Origin of the sequence: Shimia sp. R11_0 (assembly GCF_017744035.1) — a bacterium.
GTDB lineage: Bacteria > Pseudomonadota > Alphaproteobacteria > Rhodobacterales > Rhodobacteraceae > Shimia > Shimia marina.
Genome location: NZ_JAGHQY010000002.1, coordinates 81,880 through 98,801 on the forward strand (window position 1 = coordinate 81,880; position 16,922 = coordinate 98,801).

Below are 16,922 nucleotides of genomic sequence, written 5' to 3' on the forward strand. Positions count from 1 at the left end.
GCAGACGCGTTTGGGTGCACAGTCAAACATTCTGTTCAAAATAATGCGTATGTGTGATGGACCGCTTCGGCGGTCTTGGTTGGGTGGAAACCTGCAAAAACACGCTAAAGGTGTCAAGACTTTGAGGGAAATTCGCCAAAAATCGGGATCAATGGCCCAGGATCAAACGGATTGTTTCTCACAAACGGTGGCCATAAAAAAACGCGCCGAAATCCGGCGCGTTTGGTGTTTTGCATGTCAACGCGTGATCAGCGGTTTTCGATGTCCGCATAGGAGCGCACGTCTTCGCCGAGATAAAGCTGACGTGGGCGACCAATTTTATGCGCCGGATCGGAAAGCTGTTCTTTCCACTGAGAAATCCAGCCCACGGTGCGGGACAGCGCGAAGATCGGTGTGAACATCGACGTTGGGAAGCCCATCGCTTCCAGAATGATGCCGGAGTAGAAGTCCACATTCGGGAAGAGCTTCTTGTCCTTGAAGTAAGGATCGTTGAGCGCGATGTGCTCCAGCTCCTTAGCGACCTGCAGCAGCGGGTTGTCTTCGACACCCAACAGTTCCAGCACTTCGTCGGCGCTTTCTTTCATCACGGTCGCGCGTGGGTCCATGTTTTTGTAAACACGGTGGCCAAAGCCCATCAGGCGGAACGGATCGTTCTTGTCTTTGGCGCGGGCGATATACTCAGGGATGCGATCCACGGAACCGATCTCTTTGAGCATTTCCAGGCAGGCTTGGTTTGCGCCACCATGTGCCGGACCCCAGAGGCAAGCGATGCCCGCTGCGATACAGGCAAATGGGTTTGCGCCGGAAGAAGAGGCCAGACGTACGGTGGAAGTCGATGCGTTCTGTTCGTGATCCGCGTGCAGGGTGAAGATACGGTCCATCGCGCGGGACAGGATCGGGTTCACCTCATAGTCTTCTGCAGGCACAGCAAAGCACATGCGCAGGAAGTTGGAAGCGTAGTCCAGATCGTTGCGCGGGGACACAAACGGCTGACCGATGGTGTATTTATACGCCATCGCCGCGATGGTTGGCATCTTTGCGATCAGACGATGAGAGGCGATCTCACGCTGACGTGGGTCATTGATGTCGGTGCTGTCATGATAGAAGGCGGACATGGCACCCACAACACCGACCATGATGGCCATTGGGTGTGCATCGCGACGGAAACCGCGGAAGAAGTTCACCATCTGCTCGTGCAGCATTGTGTGACGGGTGATGGTGCTTTCGAAATCTTCCAGTTCTGCTGCGGTTGGCAGGGCACCGTAAAGCAGCAGGTAGCAGACTTCGAGATAGTGGGATTTGCCCGCCAGATCTCCGATTGGGTAGCCACGGTGGGTCAGGATACCTTCTTCACCGTCGATATAGGTGATGGTGGATTCACAGGAGGCGGTGGAGGTGAAGCCGGGATCATAGGTAAAGACGCCCGCCTGACCGTAGAGTTTGCGGATATCCAACACATCCGGACCGGATGTCGGCGAGTAGACCGGCAAGTCGTAAGTCGCACCGTCAATTGTGAGGGTGGCTGTTTTCTGAGTCTCGGACATGGCTCTTTCCCTTCTTCTCAAGCCGGGGTCGCGGATCGCCCCGGCGTTTTTTCTATGCTGCGGATTAAGGATACGTTACGCGCCCTCACTCCCCAGTGTCGTTGTCAGCAGCGTCTGTCAGACGTGCGAGCGTTTCATCGCGACCCAACACAAGCATCATGTCAAAGACGCTGGGGGTTGCGGCTCGGCCCGCCAGCGCAGCCCGGAGCGGGCCTGCCATCTTGCCGAACTTGATTTCCTTGGCTTCTGCAAAGCTGTTCATGACAGCCTCAAGCCCTTCACGGGTCCAGCTAGCATTTTGCAGCTGCGGCGTCAATTCAGTCAGTATACCACGGGATACTGAATCAAGGTTTTTGGCCGCTTTTGCCTCTACGTCAATTGGGCGGCTGGTCACGGCAAAGTGAGCTTTTTCAAGGAGATCAGGGAAAGTCTTGGCGCGGTCTTTGAGGCAGTAGAGCGCCGCCCGTAGTAATACGGTCTGCGCGTCGTTCAGGGCAGGCAGACCGGCTGCAGCCATATATTCAAGGGTTTCTTGCAGCAACGCAGCATCGTCGGCCACGGCCATGTGCTGACCGCAGATGTTTTCCAGCTTTTTGGTGTCAAAGCGGGCGGGGCTTTTGCCAATGCCGTTCAGGTCAAACCATTCCTTGGCCTGAGCGTCAGTAAAGAATTCGTCATCTCCGTGACTCCAGCCCAGTCGAGCGAGGTAATTGCGCATGCCCGCCGCAGGATAGCCCATGGCTTGATATTCCTGTGCTCCCAGTGCGCCATGACGTTTTGAGAGCTTTTTGCCGTCTGCGCCGTGGATCAGAGGAATATGCGCATAGACCGGCAGATCCCAGCCCATGGCGGTGTAGATCATCATCTGACGTGCGGCATTGTTGAGGTGATCATCGCCCCGGATCACATGGGTCACGCCCATATCATGGTCATCAACAACTACCGCCAACATGTACACGGGCGTGCCATCGGAACGTAACAGGATCATGTCATCCAGTTGGTCGTTACGAATGGTCACATCGCCCTGAACCTGATCGCGGATCACGGTGGTGCCCTCACGTGGGGCCTTGATGCGGATCACATAGGGTGCATCGGGATGTGTGGCTTCATCGGCATCGCGCCAGGGGCTGTGATAGAGCGTGGATTTGCCTTCGGCGCGGGCCTGATCACGGAATGCGGCGATTTCTTCCTGTGTGGCAAAACACTTGTAAGCCTTGCCTTCGGAGAGAAGTTGCTGTGCCACTTCGGCGTGGCGCGCCGCGCCGTTAAATTGGCTGACGACCTCGCCGTCATGATCCAGACCAAGCCATTGCATGCCTTGCAAAATGGCCTCTGTAGCCTCTGGCGTGGAGCGTTCGCGATCGGTGTCTTCGATGCGCAGGAGGAACTTGCCGCCGCGGCCACGGGCATAAAGCCAGTTGAACAGCGCCGTGCGCGCGCCACCAATATGCAGATAGCCGGTGGGCGAAGGGGCGAAACGGGTGACGACCTGGCCTGTCATAGCGGGCTTAACCTTTCAGTAACCATGGGTGATTTAGCGTTGAGCACTGTCTAGCGACACGGTCGGGAGAGGACAAGGCTTGCGCATCGTCGCATCCCTGCGTCTGTCCCTGTTGGCACAGCGCGGGCATCTGTTTTGTTGGGTGCCGGTCTGTCTGGCAATGGGGATCGGGCTTTATTTTGTGGTGTCCGTGGAGCCAAGCGGCACCCTGTTGATCGGTGCGGGCGCGGTCTTTCTCATTTTAGTGCTTTTCACATGGCGTCGGGAGGCGGATCTGGCAGCCGCGATCTGGGCGCTTGCGCTGATTGCCGCGGGATTTTCTCTGGCTGGCGCGCGCGCGCATGGTGTGGCGGGGCCGGTTTTACAGTGGCGGTATTATGGGCCGATTGAGGGGCGGGTTGTAAAAATTGACCGCTCCGCCTCGGAGGCGTTGAGGCTTACATTGGCGCAGGTGCGGCTTGGCGAAATGCGCCCGGATGAGACGCCCCGGCACGTGCGGGTGGCCTTACATGGCGCACAGATTGGCGTCGCGCCAGCGGCGGGCATGCTGGTGGGGCTGACCGGGCATCTGGCGCCGCCGTCCGGGCCGGTGGAGCCCGGTGGCTTTGATTTTCAGCGCCATGCCTGGTTTCAGAAGATTGGCGCGGTGGGCTATACGCGCAGCCCGGTGGTGCGTCTGGATCCCACGCCGATCCGTGGGGGTATTTATGGGCTGCGTATGTGGATTTCCGCAGAGGTGCAGGCGCGCATGCCGCAGGATGTGGCCGGGGTAGCGGCGGCGATCACCACGGGGGATCGATCGACCATTCCAAAGGCGGTGACCGAGGCGCTGCGGGGGGGCAATCTGGCGCACCTGCTGGCAATTTCCGGGCTGCATATGGGGCTATTGGCCGGTTTTGTTTTTGGCGCGGTGCGGTTCATTGTGGCGCTGTTTCCCTGGCTGGGGCTGCGGGTGAATGGCAAGAAAATTGCCGCTGGTTTGGCGATGCTGGGGGCAGGGGCCTATTTGGTGTTGTCCGGCAGCAGCGTGTCCACGGAGCGCGCCTTTGTGATGACGGCGGTGGTTTTGCTTGCGGTGCTGCTGGATCGCCGGGCCTTGACCCTGCGGGCGGTGGCGCTGGCGGCGGTGCTTGTGTTGATGATGCGGCCAGAGGCACTGTTGGGGCCCGGATTTCAGATGTCCTTTGCGGCGACTGCGGCTTTGGTGGGAGTATTTGGCTGGATTCGCGACAGCGGCTGGCGTCTTGGGCCGTGGTGGCTGCGCCCGATTGTGGCGGTGATGATTTCCTCTCTGGTGGCGGGATTGGCCACTGCGCCGATTGCGGCCATGCATTTCAATCTGGTGGCGCATTATGGTCTGTTGGCCAATGTGATTTCCGTGCCGGTGATGGGGCTTTTGGTGATGCCAAGTGCGGTAATCGCGGCTGTGCTGGCTCCGCTGGGGTTAGAAGCGCTGCCCCTGTGGGTGATGACGCAGGGGTTGCGCTGGATCTTATCAGTGGCCGCTTTTGTCAGTGGGCTTGAGGGGGCGCAGGGCATGGTAAAAGGCGGTGGCGGATGGGCCTTGCCGCTGCTGGCGATGGGCGGCGTCATTGTATTGCTGTGGCAGGGGCGGGGGCGATGGGGTGGCGTGCCGCTTATGCTGGCGGCGGCCTTGGTCTGGGTGTTGACCCCTCGGCCGGATGTGCTGATTTCGGATACGGCCGGGCTTGTTGGGGTTCTGACAGACAAGGGCAGAGCTTTGTCAAAACCCAGCGGGCAGGGGTTTGTAGCGCGCAATTGGTTGGAAAATGACGGGGTGCTTCTGGCGCAGGAGGGGGCGGCCAAGCTTTGGGAGGATGTGCCGCCCTTGCCCCATCTGGGCGCGGTTCAACATGTGGTGGGAAAACGTGGATTGGCGCAGTTTGCGGGCTGTGCGCCGGAGGCTCTGGTGATTTCTTCAGTGCCGTTTGACGCGCCTGTGCCCTGTCAGGTGCTGGATGTAGAGGATTTGAAGGACAGTGGTGCGATTGCGGTGTTTGTCACAGAAACGGGTGTCAGACTAAAAACGGCTCGCCAAGTGGCAGGCCGTCGCCTTTGGAATGATGCAGAGATCCGCGCAGAGCGAGGCCATCAATAGGTGCGGATCAGCCCGACAAGTTTGCCCTGAACCTTGACCTTATCTTCGGGATAGACGCGGGTTTCATAGGCCGGGTTGGCCGCCTCCAACGCAATTGAGGCCCCTTTGCGATGGTAGGTTTTCAGCGTCGCTTCCTGATCTTCGACCAGCGCGACCACGATGTCACCGTTGTCGGCGGCGTTGGTTTCGGAAATGATCACCACATCGCCATTGTTGATGCCCGCGTCGATCATGGAGTCGCCTTTGACCTCCAGTGCGTAGTGATTTTGCCCCACAGAGAGCATTTGTCCGGGCACGGCCACGTGATGGTCTACATGGCTGATCGCCTCAATCGGGACACCCGCAGCAATCTTGCCCATCACCGGCAGTTCGCGGGCAAAGAGCTGTACCTCATCTGGGGTGATATTGGCCGGTTTGGCCGGGGAGGGATGCGGCCCGTCGATGACTTTGGGTGTGAAGCCCGCCGCCGTGGGCGCAGATGGGACACCGCCCATGCTTTCCGGCAGTTTCACGATCTCAATCGCGCGGGCGCGATGGGCCAAACGCCGAATGAAGCCACGCTCTTCCAGCGCAGTGATCAGCCGGTGGATGCCGGATTTTGAGCGCAGATCCAGCGCGTCTTTCATCTCATCAAAGCTGGGCGGCACACCATCACGTTGCAGGCGGGTGTGAATGAATTCCAGCAGGTCCAGTTGCTTCTTGGTCAACATGCTCGACGACCCCTTTATTACACGTATTAACCTTGTTCTACGCATGTTCTCGTTTTGTGTCAAAACATTTTGAGAACATTGCGGAAACAATGCGTGAAAACGCGTTTGAATTCAATGAATTAAATCAAATTTGAATAAATTCCACGGGGGTGCCTGAAGGCTGTTCTGCGGCATTTGGGGGGCAGACGATCAGCGCATTTGCCTCGGACAGGATGGTGAGAAGGGAGCTGTCCTGATTTCCGAAACTGTGCAGCTGACCGTCTTGCAGGCGGGCGCGCATGTAGTGTTCGCGCGGGCCATTGGCGGGCAGGGCTGTGGCAAGAGGAGCGCTCAGGCGTGGGCTGGCGGCTTTGCTCAGGCCAAGCATGGCACGGATCACCGGCAGCACAAAAACATGTCCACAGACCATGGCGGACACCGGGTTGCCCGGCAGGCCGATCATCATCGCGCCATTGGCCATGCTGCCCGCCATCAGCGGTTTGCCGGGGCGCATGGCAATTTTGTAAAAGCGCCGGTCCATTCCGAGCTCTTGGGCCACATCTCCAACCAGATCGTGATCCCCCACAGAGGCCCCGCCAATGGTGATCAGCAGGTCTGCGTCATCTATCAGCTCAAACGCCATGCGGAGTGAGGCCTTGGTGTCTTTGGCAATTGGCAGCAGCCGTGCCTCGGCACCGGCGTTGCGCAACATGGCCTGCAGCCCGAAGCTGTTGGAGGCGATGATCTGATCCGGATTTGGCGTTTCGCCGGGCATGACCAATTCGTCGCCGGTCGAGAGAATGGCCACCTTCGGGCGGCGCGTGACAGGCACCTCGGCGATGTTCATAGCCGCCATAAGCGCCACATCAGAGGGGCGCAGAAGGCGCGGGCCTTCGATGGTTTGGCCGGTCTTAAAATCGCCCCCGGCAGGGCGGATATGGGTGCCTTTGTCGAGCCTGTCGGATAGGGTGATGACATCGCCTTCGCGGGTGACATCTTCTTGGATGATCACACGATCAACCCCATCGGGCACAGGTGCGCCGGTGAAAATGCGTACGGCTTCGCCCGGTTTGACTGTGCCTGCGTAGGAATGACCTGCGGCAGCCTCGCCAATCACCTTGTAGCGCGCGCCGGGGGCGACGCCAGCCGCTCCAACGCCGTAGCCATCCATGGCAGAGGCGGCAAAGGGTGGCTGATCGCGGCGCGCGGTCACAGCGGAGGCCAACACGCGCCCGTTGGCCAGACCCAGCGGGACGGTTTCCGTTTCCAACGTAGATGTCAGAGAGAACAGATGTGCGAGGGCATCAGATACGGAGATCATTTTGCTTCGTAACGTCCTGATTTGCCGCCGTCTTTCAGAATGACGCGGATGCCGCCGATTTCCATATCTTTGTCGACCGCTTTGGACATGTCATAGACCGTCAGGGCGGCAACATTGACCGCTGTGAGCGCTTCCATCTCGACACCGGTTTGTCCGGTGGTTTTTACGGTGGCTTCAATACGCACGCCCGGAAGATCGGCATCTGGGGTCAGCTCTACCGCCACTTTGGTGATCGGCAGGGGATGGCACAGCGGGATCAGGTCAGAGCATTTCTTGGCACCCATAATGCCTGCGAGGCGGGCAACGCCCAGAACGTCGCCTTTTTTGGCGCGCCCAGCAGCGATGATTTCATGGGTTTCTGGCGCCATTTTGACCCAGCCTTCGGCGGTGGCAATGCGGGAGGTGACCGCTTTTTCTGAGACGTCGACCATATGGGCGTCGCCTTTGCCGTCAAAATGGGTGAGGCCTGAGCTCTGCGCGGCCATCACATGCCCCCCATGGCATTGAGCGGGTTGGCTAGAATGCTGCGGGTGGCGGCTGTGACATCTTCCTGTCGCATGAGGCTTTCCCCAATCAGGAAGGTGCGGGCGCCGTAGCGGGCCATATCGGCCAGTTCCGCAGGTGTGTTCAGGCCGCTTTCACAGACAATCAGCCGGTCTTCGGGCACCAGTTTGGAGAGGGTGCGCGTGGTGTCCAGCGTGGTTTCAAAGGTTTTGAGGTTGCGGTTGTTGATGCCCATCAGCGGTGATTTCAACAGGCTCGCGCGCTCCAGCTCTTGCTGATCGTGGACTTCCAGAAGCACATCCATGTCCCAGCTGAAGGCGGCCTCTTCGAGCTCTTGGGCCTGTGCATCGCTGACAGAGGCCAGAATGATCAGGATACAGTCCGCGCCCAGCGCACGGGCCTCGGCGACCTGATAGGTGTCATACATGAAGTCTTTGCGCAGGGCGGGCAGGGTGGTGGCGTTGCGTGCTTCGGTGAGAAAGGATTTCTGCCCCTGAAAGCTTGGTGTGTCCGTCAGAACCGAAAGGCAGGTTGCGCCGCCCTCTTCATAGGCTTTGGCCAAGACAGGCGGATTGAAATCTTCGCGGATCAGCCCTTTGGAGGGGGAGGCTTTCTTGACTTCGGCAATAAGACCATAGCCGGAACGGCTGGCTTTGTGCAGCGCATCGGAAAAGCCGCGCGTGGGGCCAGCTTCGCGGGCCTCGGCTTCGACCGCTTCCAGCGGTTTGGCTGCTTTGTCAGCAGCGACCTCTTCAAGTTTGTAAGCCTTGATTTTGTCCAGAACGGTTTCGGTCATGGGTGCGTCCAGTTTATTTGCCGCTCGCCGCGATCAGCAAGCCAGGTGTTGATTTTGGAAAACGGCCGAGACCCGAAAAAACCGCGCCTTGCGGAGAGCGGAGAGGGGTGCGCCGTTTCAATCATCAGATGTTCAGCGCCATCTTTAGGCGCTTGAATGTGTGGTGCAAGCGTTTGTGCCTGTTTTCCCCACAGAAGGAAGGCACAGGGCCTTTGGTGTGAGACCTCTGCAAGCACCTCATGGGTGAGGTCTTGCCAGCCCAGCGCTTTGTGGCCATTGGCCTCACCGGCGGGCACGGTCAACACTGTGTTGAGCAGCAAAACCCCCTGATCCGCCCAGAATCGCAGATCGCCTGTCTCTGGCGCGGTGCCGAGATCTTCGCGCAGTTCCTTAAAGATGTTGTTGAGCGAGCGCGGCAGAGGGCGCACATCCGGTTCCACAGAAAATGACAGCCCATGGGCGTGGCCCGGGGTTGGGTAGGGATCTTGCCCCAAGATCACCACGCGCACATCCTTCGGGGCCACCCGCTCCAGCGCGGCGAAACGCTGTTCTGCGGGGGGCAGAATGTCACGCGTGTCCGCCACGATCTGGGCCTGAAGCTTGGGCCAGCGGGTCTCAAAAAACGCCAGATGGGCCCAATTGGCAGGCGGTGTCATGGCGTTCACGTTGCGGCTGAAGTGATTTTGGCCAAGGCTGCAACCTTGGCTTTGGCGGCCCCGCTGTCGATGCTCTCGCGGGCTTTTTCAACGCCTTCGCGCAGGTCCGCTGCGGCATCGGCCACCACAAGCGCGGCAGCGCTGTTGAGCAGAACCGCATCGCGATAGGCCCCTGCGGCCCCATCAAGCAACGCACGGAAGGCGTTGGCGTTGTCCTCTGGCGTGCCGCCTACGATGGCTTCAAAGGGATGCACCGGCAGGCCCGCGTCTTCGGGGTGCAGCTCCACGTCTTTGATCTGGCCATCCGCTTCAAGCGCGCTGACCCAGCTGACACCTGTGATGGTCAATTCATCGGTGCCGTCAGAGCCATGCACAAGCCAGGCGCGCTCGCTGCCCAATTGGCCCAGTGTTTCCGCCATCGGGCGGATCAGATCGCGGGTGAAGGCGCCTGTCAGCTGGCGTTTCACGCCTGCCGGGTTGGTCAGCGGGCCCAGAATGTTGAAAATGGTGCGGGTGCCCAGCTCGGCCCGTGTGGGCATCACATGGGCAATGGCCGGATGGTGCATGGGGGCCATCATGAAGGCAATGCCGCATTGTGCGAGGGCTTTTTCAACCACCTCAGGGCCAACCATCACGTTGATGCCCATCTGTGTCTGCACATCAGCGGTGCCAGATTTGGAGCTGAGGTTGCGGTTGCCGTGTTTGGCCACAGGCACGCCCGCGCCTGCGGTAACAAAAGCCGTTGCGGTGGAGATGTTAAGCGTGTGCTTGCCATCACCGCCGGTGCCGACGATGTCGATTGCGCCCTCAGGTGCGGTTACGGCGTTGCATTTTGCGCGCATAACAGCAGCGGCGGCGGCGTATTCATCGACAGTTTCCCCGCGTGTGCGCATGGCCATGAGCAAACCGCCCATCTGACTTGGGGTAGCTTCGCCTTCAAACAGCAGAGTAAAGGCGTCTTCGGCTTCGGCGCGGGTGAGCGGGCGCTCTGCGGCGGCGCCGATCAGAAACTTGATATCTGTGCTCATGCCGCCGCGCCTTTTTTGCTAGGCATCATGTCCAGAAAGTTCTTCAGCAGCGCGTGGCCGTGTTCAGAGGCGATGGATTCGGGGTGGAATTGCACGCCGTGAATGGGCAGTTCTTTGTGTTGCAGGCCCATGATGGTGCCGTCTTCAAGTTCGGCGGTGATTTCAAGACTGTCGGGCAGGGTGGCGCGATCCACCACTAGAGAGTGATAGCGCGTCGCCTCAAACGGAGAGGGCAGGCCGGCAAACAGACCTTTGTTGATGTGATGCATGGTGCCCATCTTGCCGTGTACAATTTCATGACACCGGACCACATCGCCGCCGAAGGCCTGGCCGATTGTTTGATGCCCCAGACACACCCCCATCAAAGGAATACGGGTTTCTGCGGCGGCCTCAGTCAGCGCCAGACAGATGCCAGCCTGATCCGGGTCACATGGACCGGGTGAGAGCAGAATTCCCGATGGGTTCATGCCCATTGCATCCTGAACAGTCAGCGCGTCATTTCGCCAGACCTGCACATCGGCGCCCATCTCGCCAAGATAATGCACAAGGTTGTAGGTGAAACTGTCGTAATTATCGATCAGAAGCAGCATTTTGTGGGTTCTTGTCCTAAAGATGCGAAAGGGGTGGAGGCCGAGGGCCTGCTCGCGGTATACATGCTCAGGCTTGGCCCGGAGGGTCAAGAGGGGCACAGGCAGGTTCGCCCCGTAAATTGGGAACAAACTCCCAAACTGGGAACAAAGAAGGGCAGTGGATGATGTTGCGCGGAGTATTGGCGGGGGCGTTTTGGGGCGTCATCTTGGTGGGCGGTGTGTTGTCGGCGGTGTCATTGTTGTTGCCACTGCCAGCGACGGTCACGCCGCAGACATCGGCTGAGGCTCCCAAAGATGGGTCACAAGTTGCCCCTGTGAGCGGTGCTTTGCAGGACACGTCGGAGGCGGACACCACGGTCGAAGCTGCGCCCGCTGCGGATGCGCCAAGTCAGGCTGGTGGAGATCAGCCCCCTTTGAGTGATACGGAGTCTGCTCCCAAACCAGAAACCGGTGGTGTTGAGGCGGCTTTGGCGGCCCCAGTGGCACCGCAGGGTGGCGGTGCCGTAGCTGTTGAGGCAGAGAGCCCTGTGTTGCCAAACCCACAGGCGCAAAACCCGGAAGCGCCTGATGTGGAAACTGAGTTGTCGATTTCTACAAATCCCGCGCAACCTTCTGCGCCAGAGGTTGCAGCCAGCGAAGCTTTTGTGACGCCTGAGGCCGCGCCTGAAGTGCCAGCGCAGGCGGAGGACGCACCGGTTGAGATCACGACAGAGGGCAGCGCAGATGACAGCGGCGCTGACGGTGGTGACGCGCTTGTTTCTGAGGCGGTGCCGAGCCCTGAGGCCGAAGATGTGACACCGCGCGCTGAGGCAGAGGAGGCGCCTGCACCCGCTGAGACTGCGGAAACCATGATCAAGCCTGCAGGTGATCTGAATGAGGCCTTTCCGCAGCATAAATCCACACGCTTGCCAACCGTTGGGGTGGCGGCAGAAAACGCAGAGGCCCCGGCACCGAGGGCGGCGCGCCCGGTAGAGGCCAATGCGGAAACTTTTGAAAACCCCGATCAAAAGCCTTTGATGGCGATTGTGCTGGTGGATACCGGAGCACATGAGTTTGACATGGAAGCGCTCACCAGCTTTCCGTATCCGGTCAGCATCGCTGTCAGCACGCTGGATCCGCAGGCAGGCCAAAAGGTGGAAACCTATCGGTCCCAAGGGCTGGAGGTGCTTGCGATGATTGATCTGCCTGCGGAAGCAGGTGCGGCGGATGTCGAGCAGGCCATGCAGGCGCATTTGTCGGTGTCTGACCAGTTTGTTGGGGTGGTTGAAGGTCTGGAAGAAGGGCTGCAAAGCAGCAAGGTGATCAGTGATCAGGTGACGGAAGCTTTGATGGGCAGTGGCCATGGGCTTTTGATGTTCACAAACGGGCTTAATACCGCACAAAAGCTTGCGGCCAAAGAAGGGGTGCCTTCGGCCAGCGTGTTCCGTGATTTCGATGACAAAGGGCAGACATCCGCTGTGATGCGGCGTTTTCTGGATCAGGCGGCGTTCAAGGCCGCGCAGGAGGATGGTGTTGTCATGGTGGGGCGTCTGCGGGATGAGACGCTTTCGGCACTGCTTTTGTGGGCGTTGCAGGATCGGATCAACACCGTTGCTCTGGGCCCGGTGTCTGCGCTGTTTGATACCATCAATTGACCTGAACGAACCTGTTGAAATGAAAAAGCCGGTACAGATCTGTACCGGCTTTTGTATGTCTTCAGCGCCTTTATTGAGAGATCTTGACGCGCGGGATGGGCTTTGTGGTGAGCGCGTCTGGCCAGCCGATGAAACGCTCTATAGCGACAAGCGCAAGGCAGGCCAGAATGACTCCAAAGACCAGTTTGACGCGTTTTTCAGACGGTGGGTTGCGCGCCCAGCGGCTCATGCGAATGAGATGTCTGAAATTCATGGCGCGTCCTCATGGGGTCGGTTGGGCAAAATCTAGGAGATCTGCCCGGTTGATACAAACTGCGCGAAGATCAGCCGCCTTCGACGAAGCGCACTTTGCCGATGAAAGGCAGGTTACGGTTGCGTTGGGCGTAGTCGATCCCATAGCCCACGACAAATTCATCGGGAATTGAAAAGCCGATCCAATCCGCAGCGATATCAGCTTCACGGCGGCTGGGTTTATCAAGCAGGGCGATGGTTTTGATCTTGCGTGGATTGCGCGCTTTCAGCAGGTGCAACACATGGGTCAGCGTATGGCCGGTGTCGACAATATCTTCGACAACCAAAACATCGCGCCCTTCAATTTCACCGCGCAAGTCTTTGAAAATACGAACTTCACGGCTGCTTTCCATGGCGTTTCCGTAAGAGGATGCCTCCAGAAAGTCGACCTCAACGGGCAGGTTCAGCTCTCGCACGAGATCGGCGATAAAGACAAAAGAACCACGCAGAAGACCGACGACGATCAGTTTGTCGGTGTCCCGATATTCGGCTGTGATCTCTTTGCAGAGCTCTTCGATGCGGGCAGCAATCGACTTTGCGGAGATCATTTCATCGATGACATATGGACGCTCTGACATGAGACCCTCTTGATTTTCACCATCATGCGCCGCTATGTGCGGCAAACGGGGCCGTTCTTAGCGGGGACGCGCGGGGCTGTCACGTAAAATTCTGGCACGCCAAGATGAGAGCCCATGCCTACGCATTCTGAGACCCGCACCCTGCCATATTCCGCACAGCAGATGTATGATCTGGTGGCAGATGTTGCCGCTTATCCGAAATTTCTCCCCTGGTGTGCTGCGGCGCGTATCCGCTCCTGCACCCCAACGCAGACGGAGTGGGGCGCCTCTGAGGAGATGCTGGCGGATCTGGTGATCTCTTTCAAAGTGTTCCGTGAGCGGTTTGGCAGCCGCGTGATTTTATGCCCGGACGCCAAGCATATTGATACCGAATACCTGGATGGTCCGTTCAAATATATGAAATCCACCTGGGATTTTGCCGATGTTGACGATGGTGTTGAAGTGAAGTTCTTTGTGGATTTTGAATTCAAGAACATCATTTTGCAAAAGGCTATTGGGCTTGTGTTTTTTGAGGCCATGAACCGTATCGTTGCGGCATTTGAGGAACGGGCTCAGACGCTTTACGCTTGAGCGCGGTCTCTATGGCCCGGAAAAAAGAGGTGCCCATGGAAGAAGCTTTTTGGCAGGATCGCTGGAAAAATCAGCAGATCGGATTTCACGAGGCGGTTCCAAATCCGCTTTTGACGGCTCATTTTGGGGCACTGAATCTCGCTCCAAATAGTGCGATCTTTGTGCCGCTTTGTGGCAAAACGCTCGACATCGACTGGCTGTTGGCGCGCGGGCACCCGGTGGTGGGTGTCGAGTTTCATGAAGCGGCCATTCAAGAGGTGTTTGCCCGGCTGGAACTGGCGCCGGAAATTTCTGAGGTTGCGGGGCTGACGCGATATCACGCCGGGGATCTGACACTCTATTGCGGAGATTTTTTCTCGCTGCGCCGCGCTCATCTGCCGAGCGTTGGGGCGGTGTTTGATCGAGCTGCCTTGGTGGCCGTGGCGCCTGCGCAGCGGCAGGCCTATGTGGATCATATGCGCCTGCTGAGCGATGAGGCGCCTATCCTGCTGGTGTCGTTTGATTATGACCCTTCTTTGAAGGTCGGGCCTCCCTTTAGCGTTTCAGGGGCGGAAATTGATCGGTTGATGCGGGGCATCATGACGCGAGGTGTGTTGCAGAGTACCCCGATTACCAGCCCACCCAAGGCGGTTGGGCATGGGGTTGAGGAAGTTCATCTGCTGCGCAGGCAGTGATTTTTGAGAGAAAAAGGGCGACTCGTGTGTGAGCCGCCCTTTTTCTGTTGTGTTTGATTGTTATGGGTAAGGCGCGCTTTAGGAGGCGATGTCGTAGGCGCGTTCGCCGTGGGCAGATAGATCCAGCCCATTGACTTCGCTTTCTTCATCCACCCGAAGCGGGGTGACCAAGCCAACCAGTTTGACGAGCACAACCGTCACCACAAAGGTGAAGATGCCGACCACGGCCAAAGCACCCAGCTGCGCCAGCCATGTACCTTCACCAAAGGCAGCAATCATGATGGTGCCAAAGATACCGCCCACGCCGTGTACGGCGAAGACATCCAATGTGTCGTCAATCTTCAATCCATTGCGCACAACATTGACCGCTTCCTGACAGAGCACGCCTGCGATTGCACCAATGATCAACGCTTCGATGGGACCCACAAAACCCGACGCAGGTGTGATGGAGGCAAGACCTGCGATGGTGCCGGTTACGAGGCCCACAAGGGAGGCTTTGCCATATTTGATGCGTTCCCAAAGCGCCCAAGTCAGCGAGGCGGTGGCGGCGGAGATATGGGTGACGGTCAAAGCCATGGCAGCGCCGCCATCAGCGGCGAGCTGGGAGCCGCCGTTGAAGCCAAACCAGCCCACCCAAAGCATGGCAGCGCCGATCATGACCATCCATGGGGCATGTGGTGGCGTGGTGCGGTGCTTGCGCGCGCCGAGCATGACGGCGATCACCAGAGCGGCAATACCAGCGGTTTCATGCACCACGATGCCGCCAGCAAAGTCACGCACGCCAGTCTCGCCAAAGATCCCGCCATCTGCCATCATGCCGCCGCCCCAGATCCAATGCACCACCGGTGCGTAGCACAGTAGCATCCAGAGACCGGAGAACAGCAGGACAAAGCCAAAGCCGATGCGTTCGACATAGGCCCCAACAATGAGGGCGGGGGTGATGATCGCGAAGGTCATCTGAAAGGCAAAGAACAGGATTTCGGGCAGGGTGCCGGAGAGGCTTTCCGTCGTGACGCCGGAGAGGGCCATTTTGCTCAGGCCGCCCCAGAGCGAAGTCGCGCCGCCCTCATTGCCGAAAGCGATTGTGTAGCCGAATACGAGCCACAAAACGCTCATCAAACAGGCAATGGCATAGGTTTGCATAAAGACGCTGAGCACATTTCTGGCGCGGACAAGTCCGCCGTAGAAAAGTGCCAGTCCCGGTAGTGTCATGAAGAGCACCAAGGCCGTGGCCACGATGATCCATGCGGTGTCCGCTCCGTTCATTTCTCTTCCCTTTTGTCTTGCGAGTGATGGTTTTTTGGTCAAAGAGACGAAAAACCATGCGGGACAAAGGAAAGCCTGTGCGGAGAGCGCCTTAAAATCATGCGTTTTGCAACATGATTAAAAATAAGGCGCTCAAAGTGGTGTGATGTTTAAATTTGCATCATGCGGTGGATGTGCCCGCCAGAATGAGCGTCAACGCGTGATTCCGCGCGGCGATACGGACCTTGTCCCGTCCCAACGCGCCAAACTCAATTGTCTCCGTGCGACAGGCCGCGTGGGTGGCGAGGCCAAAACAGACGCGCCCCTCCGGTTTGTACTCAGAGCCGCCGGGGCCTGCGATGCCAGTGATGGAGACAGCAATGTCCGCGTCCGAGTTCCGTAGTGCGCCCAATGCCATTTCCTGAGCCACCTCTTCGGAAACGGCGCCGACCGCGTCGAGCGTTGGCTGCTTGACGCCCAGCATCTCGACTTTGGCCTGATTGGTATATGTCACAAAACCGCGTTCGAAAGAAGCGGAGCTGCCGGGGATATCGGTCAGCGCAGCGGCCACCATGCCTCCTGTGCAGCTTTCGGCGGTGGCAATGCGCAGATCAGCGGCGCGGCAGGCCGCGAGGAGTGCAGTGACATCCACCATCAGATCAGCACCATATGATAGAGCGCCGCGGCTGCCATGGTGGCGAAGCCTGCAAAGATCCCTGCCCAGATGTCGTCCAGCATCACACCGATGGGATCATGGCGTCTGTCCGCACGTCCCACAAGCCACGGCTTGCGGATGTCAAACAGACGGAAAAATAGGAAGGCCGCCACGGGGCCGGGCCAGACCATGGACATATCGCGCATCGCAAATGCGATGGCCGGGAACAAAAGCGCAATCCACATGCCCGCCACTTCGTCGATGACGATTTCAGAGGGGTCCTCGCCGGGTTTGTCAGAGAGCTCCCGATTGCAGGACCAAAAGCCTGCGAGAATGGCCAAACCTGTGAGTACGATCAGAAGCCAGACGCCGACATAGCGTTCAGCGGCCCAACCGATGATCAGCGCGGCCAGCGATCCCCAGGTGCCGGGCGCAAAGGGCAGTCGGCCGACGCCAAAGAAAGTTGCAATCAAATTGCTCATGCGTTCACTCAATTTGCCACTGGGCGCGGCAATCCTTCCTTTGTG

The 16,922-nt window shown here is 58.6% G+C and carries 18 protein-coding genes; 4 read left to right on the forward strand and 14 right to left on the reverse strand.

Annotated features, from left to right (window positions below; translation table 11 throughout):
- Positions 1-248: 248 nt before the first annotated feature.
- Both gltA and gltX read right to left on the reverse strand, forming a co-directional pair.
- Positions 249-1,544 carry a citrate synthase gene (gltA, locus tag J7382_RS04900; protein WP_058240683.1) on the reverse strand — a complete coding sequence of 432 codons (1,296 nt, stop codon included), beginning with the start codon at positions 1,542-1,544 and terminating at the stop codon, positions 249-251.
- 85 nt (positions 1,545-1,629) lie between these two features.
- A complete protein-coding gene (gene gltX, locus J7382_RS04905; RefSeq protein ID WP_209067733.1) occupies positions 1,630-3,045 on the reverse strand; it encodes a glutamate--tRNA ligase in 1,416 nt (471 codons plus the stop codon).
- A 79-nt stretch (positions 3,046-3,124) separates the two neighbouring features.
- Between gltX and J7382_RS04910 the strand changes: the two genes are divergently transcribed.
- The gene (locus J7382_RS04910; protein ID WP_247744849.1) at positions 3,125-5,164 is read left to right on the forward strand and encodes a ComEC/Rec2 family competence protein; all 2,040 of its coding nucleotides are present in this window, start codon (positions 3,125-3,127) and stop codon (positions 5,162-5,164) included.
- Here J7382_RS04910 and lexA read toward each other — a convergent pair.
- From lexA to J7382_RS04945, 7 genes are all read right to left on the reverse strand, one after another.
- Positions 5,158-5,874 (reverse strand): transcriptional repressor LexA, encoded by a 717-nt coding sequence (gene lexA, locus J7382_RS04915; RefSeq protein ID WP_058240686.1) that lies wholly within the window; start codon positions 5,872-5,874, stop codon positions 5,158-5,160. The two genes, J7382_RS04910 and lexA, sit on opposite strands and share 7 nt — an antisense overlap.
- Positions 5,875-5,998: 124 nt before the next feature.
- Positions 5,999-7,174 (reverse strand): gephyrin-like molybdotransferase Glp, encoded by a 1,176-nt coding sequence (gene glp, locus J7382_RS04920; RefSeq protein ID WP_209067736.1) that lies wholly within the window; start codon positions 7,172-7,174, stop codon positions 5,999-6,001.
- Positions 7,171-7,659: a cyclic pyranopterin monophosphate synthase MoaC gene (moaC, locus tag J7382_RS04925; protein ID WP_058240688.1), complete on the reverse strand. Its 489-nt coding sequence runs from the start codon at positions 7,657-7,659 to the stop codon at positions 7,171-7,173. Before moaC ends, glp begins: the two co-directional genes overlap by 4 nt.
- Positions 7,659-8,474, reverse strand: coding sequence for an indole-3-glycerol phosphate synthase TrpC (trpC, locus tag J7382_RS04930; protein ID WP_209067740.1), 816 nt, complete (start codon positions 8,472-8,474; stop codon positions 7,659-7,661). Before trpC ends, moaC begins: the two co-directional genes overlap by 1 nt.
- Entirely contained in the window at positions 8,471-9,130 is a 660-nt protein-coding gene (locus J7382_RS04935; protein WP_209067743.1) for a uracil-DNA glycosylase, read from the reverse strand. Before J7382_RS04935 ends, trpC begins: the two co-directional genes overlap by 4 nt.
- 5 nt (positions 9,131-9,135) lie before the next feature.
- Positions 9,136-10,158, reverse strand: coding sequence for an anthranilate phosphoribosyltransferase (gene trpD, locus J7382_RS04940; protein WP_209067746.1), 1,023 nt, complete (start codon positions 10,156-10,158; stop codon positions 9,136-9,138).
- Entirely contained in the window at positions 10,155-10,748 is a 594-nt protein-coding gene (locus J7382_RS04945) for an aminodeoxychorismate/anthranilate synthase component II (protein ID WP_209067748.1), read from the reverse strand. Before J7382_RS04945 ends, trpD begins: the two co-directional genes overlap by 4 nt.
- Positions 10,749-10,912: 164 nt before the next feature.
- Here J7382_RS04945 and J7382_RS04950 point away from each other — a divergent pair, with 164 nt between their 5' ends.
- The gene (locus tag J7382_RS04950) at positions 10,913-12,382 is read left to right on the forward strand and encodes a divergent polysaccharide deacetylase family protein (protein WP_209067750.1); all 1,470 of its coding nucleotides are present in this window, start codon (positions 10,913-10,915) and stop codon (positions 12,380-12,382) included.
- A gap of 70 nt (positions 12,383-12,452) precedes the next feature.
- Here J7382_RS04950 and J7382_RS04955 read toward each other — a convergent pair whose 3' ends face one another.
- Both J7382_RS04955 and hpt read right to left on the reverse strand, forming a co-directional pair.
- Positions 12,453-12,635, reverse strand: a complete 183-nt coding sequence (locus tag J7382_RS04955) for a hypothetical protein (protein ID WP_209067751.1) — start codon at positions 12,633-12,635, stop codon at positions 12,453-12,455.
- A gap of 70 nt (positions 12,636-12,705) precedes the next feature.
- Positions 12,706-13,251, reverse strand: a complete 546-nt coding sequence (hpt, locus tag J7382_RS04960; RefSeq protein WP_209067752.1) for a hypoxanthine phosphoribosyltransferase — start codon at positions 13,249-13,251, stop codon at positions 12,706-12,708.
- Between the two features lie 114 nt (positions 13,252-13,365).
- Here hpt and J7382_RS04965 point away from each other — a divergent pair, with 114 nt between their 5' ends.
- Together J7382_RS04965 and J7382_RS04970 are read left to right on the forward strand one after the other, a co-directional pair.
- Complete coding sequence (locus J7382_RS04965; protein ID WP_209067753.1) at positions 13,366-13,821, forward strand: type II toxin-antitoxin system RatA family toxin; 456 nt, start codon at positions 13,366-13,368, stop codon at positions 13,819-13,821.
- A gap of 35 nt (positions 13,822-13,856) precedes the next feature.
- Entirely contained in the window at positions 13,857-14,495 is a 639-nt protein-coding gene (locus J7382_RS04970) for a thiopurine S-methyltransferase (RefSeq protein WP_209067754.1), read from the forward strand.
- A 78-nt stretch (positions 14,496-14,573) separates the two neighbouring features.
- On the opposite strand, the gene J7382_RS04975 is transcribed toward J7382_RS04970, so the two are convergent.
- From J7382_RS04975 to J7382_RS04985, 3 genes are all read right to left on the reverse strand, one after another.
- On the reverse strand, positions 14,574-15,761 hold the full coding sequence (locus tag J7382_RS04975) for an ammonium transporter (protein ID WP_209067756.1): 1,188 nt from the start codon (positions 15,759-15,761) through the stop codon (positions 14,574-14,576).
- 160 nt (positions 15,762-15,921) lie between these two features.
- A complete protein-coding gene (locus tag J7382_RS04980; protein WP_209067759.1) occupies positions 15,922-16,395 on the reverse strand; it encodes a CinA family protein in 474 nt (157 codons plus the stop codon).
- Entirely contained in the window at positions 16,395-16,877 is a 483-nt protein-coding gene (locus tag J7382_RS04985; RefSeq protein ID WP_058240700.1) for a phosphatidylglycerophosphatase A, read from the reverse strand. Before J7382_RS04985 ends, J7382_RS04980 begins: the two co-directional genes overlap by 1 nt.
- Between the last annotated feature and the right edge of the window lie 45 nt (positions 16,878-16,922).

What these genes read in the sequence shown, in the direction of transcription:
- gltA (WP_058240683.1), bottom strand. Translation starts at nt 1,544, where the DNA reads ATGTCCGAGACTCAGAAAACAGCCACCCTCACAATTGACGGTGCGACT.
- gltX (WP_209067733.1), bottom strand. Translation starts at nt 3,045, where the DNA reads ATGACAGGCCAGGTCGTCACCCGTTTCGCCCCTTCGCCCACCGGCTAT.
- lexA (WP_058240686.1), bottom strand. Translation starts at nt 5,874, where the DNA reads ATGTTGACCAAGAAGCAACTGGACCTGCTGGAATTCATTCACACCCGC.
- glp (WP_209067736.1), bottom strand. Translation starts at nt 7,174, where the DNA reads ATGATCTCCGTATCTGATGCCCTCGCACATCTGTTCTCTCTGACATCT.
- moaC (WP_058240688.1), bottom strand. Translation starts at nt 7,659, where the DNA reads ATGGCCGCGCAGAGCTCAGGCCTCACCCATTTTGACGGCAAAGGCGAC.
- trpC (WP_209067740.1), bottom strand. Translation starts at nt 8,474, where the DNA reads ATGACCGAAACCGTTCTGGACAAAATCAAGGCTTACAAACTTGAAGAG.
- J7382_RS04935 (WP_209067743.1), bottom strand. Translation starts at nt 9,130, where the DNA reads ATGACACCGCCTGCCAATTGGGCCCATCTGGCGTTTTTTGAGACCCGC.
- trpD (WP_209067746.1), bottom strand. Translation starts at nt 10,158, where the DNA reads ATGAGCACAGATATCAAGTTTCTGATCGGCGCCGCCGCAGAGCGCCCG.
- J7382_RS04945 (WP_209067748.1), bottom strand. Translation starts at nt 10,748, where the DNA reads ATGCTGCTTCTGATCGATAATTACGACAGTTTCACCTACAACCTTGTG.
- J7382_RS04950 (WP_209067750.1), top strand. Translation starts at nt 10,913, where the DNA reads ATGTTGCGCGGAGTATTGGCGGGGGCGTTTTGGGGCGTCATCTTGGTG.
- J7382_RS04955 (WP_209067751.1), bottom strand. Translation starts at nt 12,635, where the DNA reads ATGAATTTCAGACATCTCATTCGCATGAGCCGCTGGGCGCGCAACCCA.
- hpt (WP_209067752.1), bottom strand. Translation starts at nt 13,251, where the DNA reads ATGTCAGAGCGTCCATATGTCATCGATGAAATGATCTCCGCAAAGTCG.
- J7382_RS04965 (WP_209067753.1), top strand. Translation starts at nt 13,366, where the DNA reads ATGCCTACGCATTCTGAGACCCGCACCCTGCCATATTCCGCACAGCAG.
- J7382_RS04970 (WP_209067754.1), top strand. Translation starts at nt 13,857, where the DNA reads ATGGAAGAAGCTTTTTGGCAGGATCGCTGGAAAAATCAGCAGATCGGA.
- J7382_RS04975 (WP_209067756.1), bottom strand. Translation starts at nt 15,761, where the DNA reads ATGAACGGAGCGGACACCGCATGGATCATCGTGGCCACGGCCTTGGTG.
- J7382_RS04980 (WP_209067759.1), bottom strand. Translation starts at nt 16,395, where the DNA reads ATGGTGGATGTCACTGCACTCCTCGCGGCCTGCCGCGCCGCTGATCTG.
- J7382_RS04985 (WP_058240700.1), bottom strand. Translation starts at nt 16,877, where the DNA reads ATGAGCAATTTGATTGCAACTTTCTTTGGCGTCGGCCGACTGCCCTTT.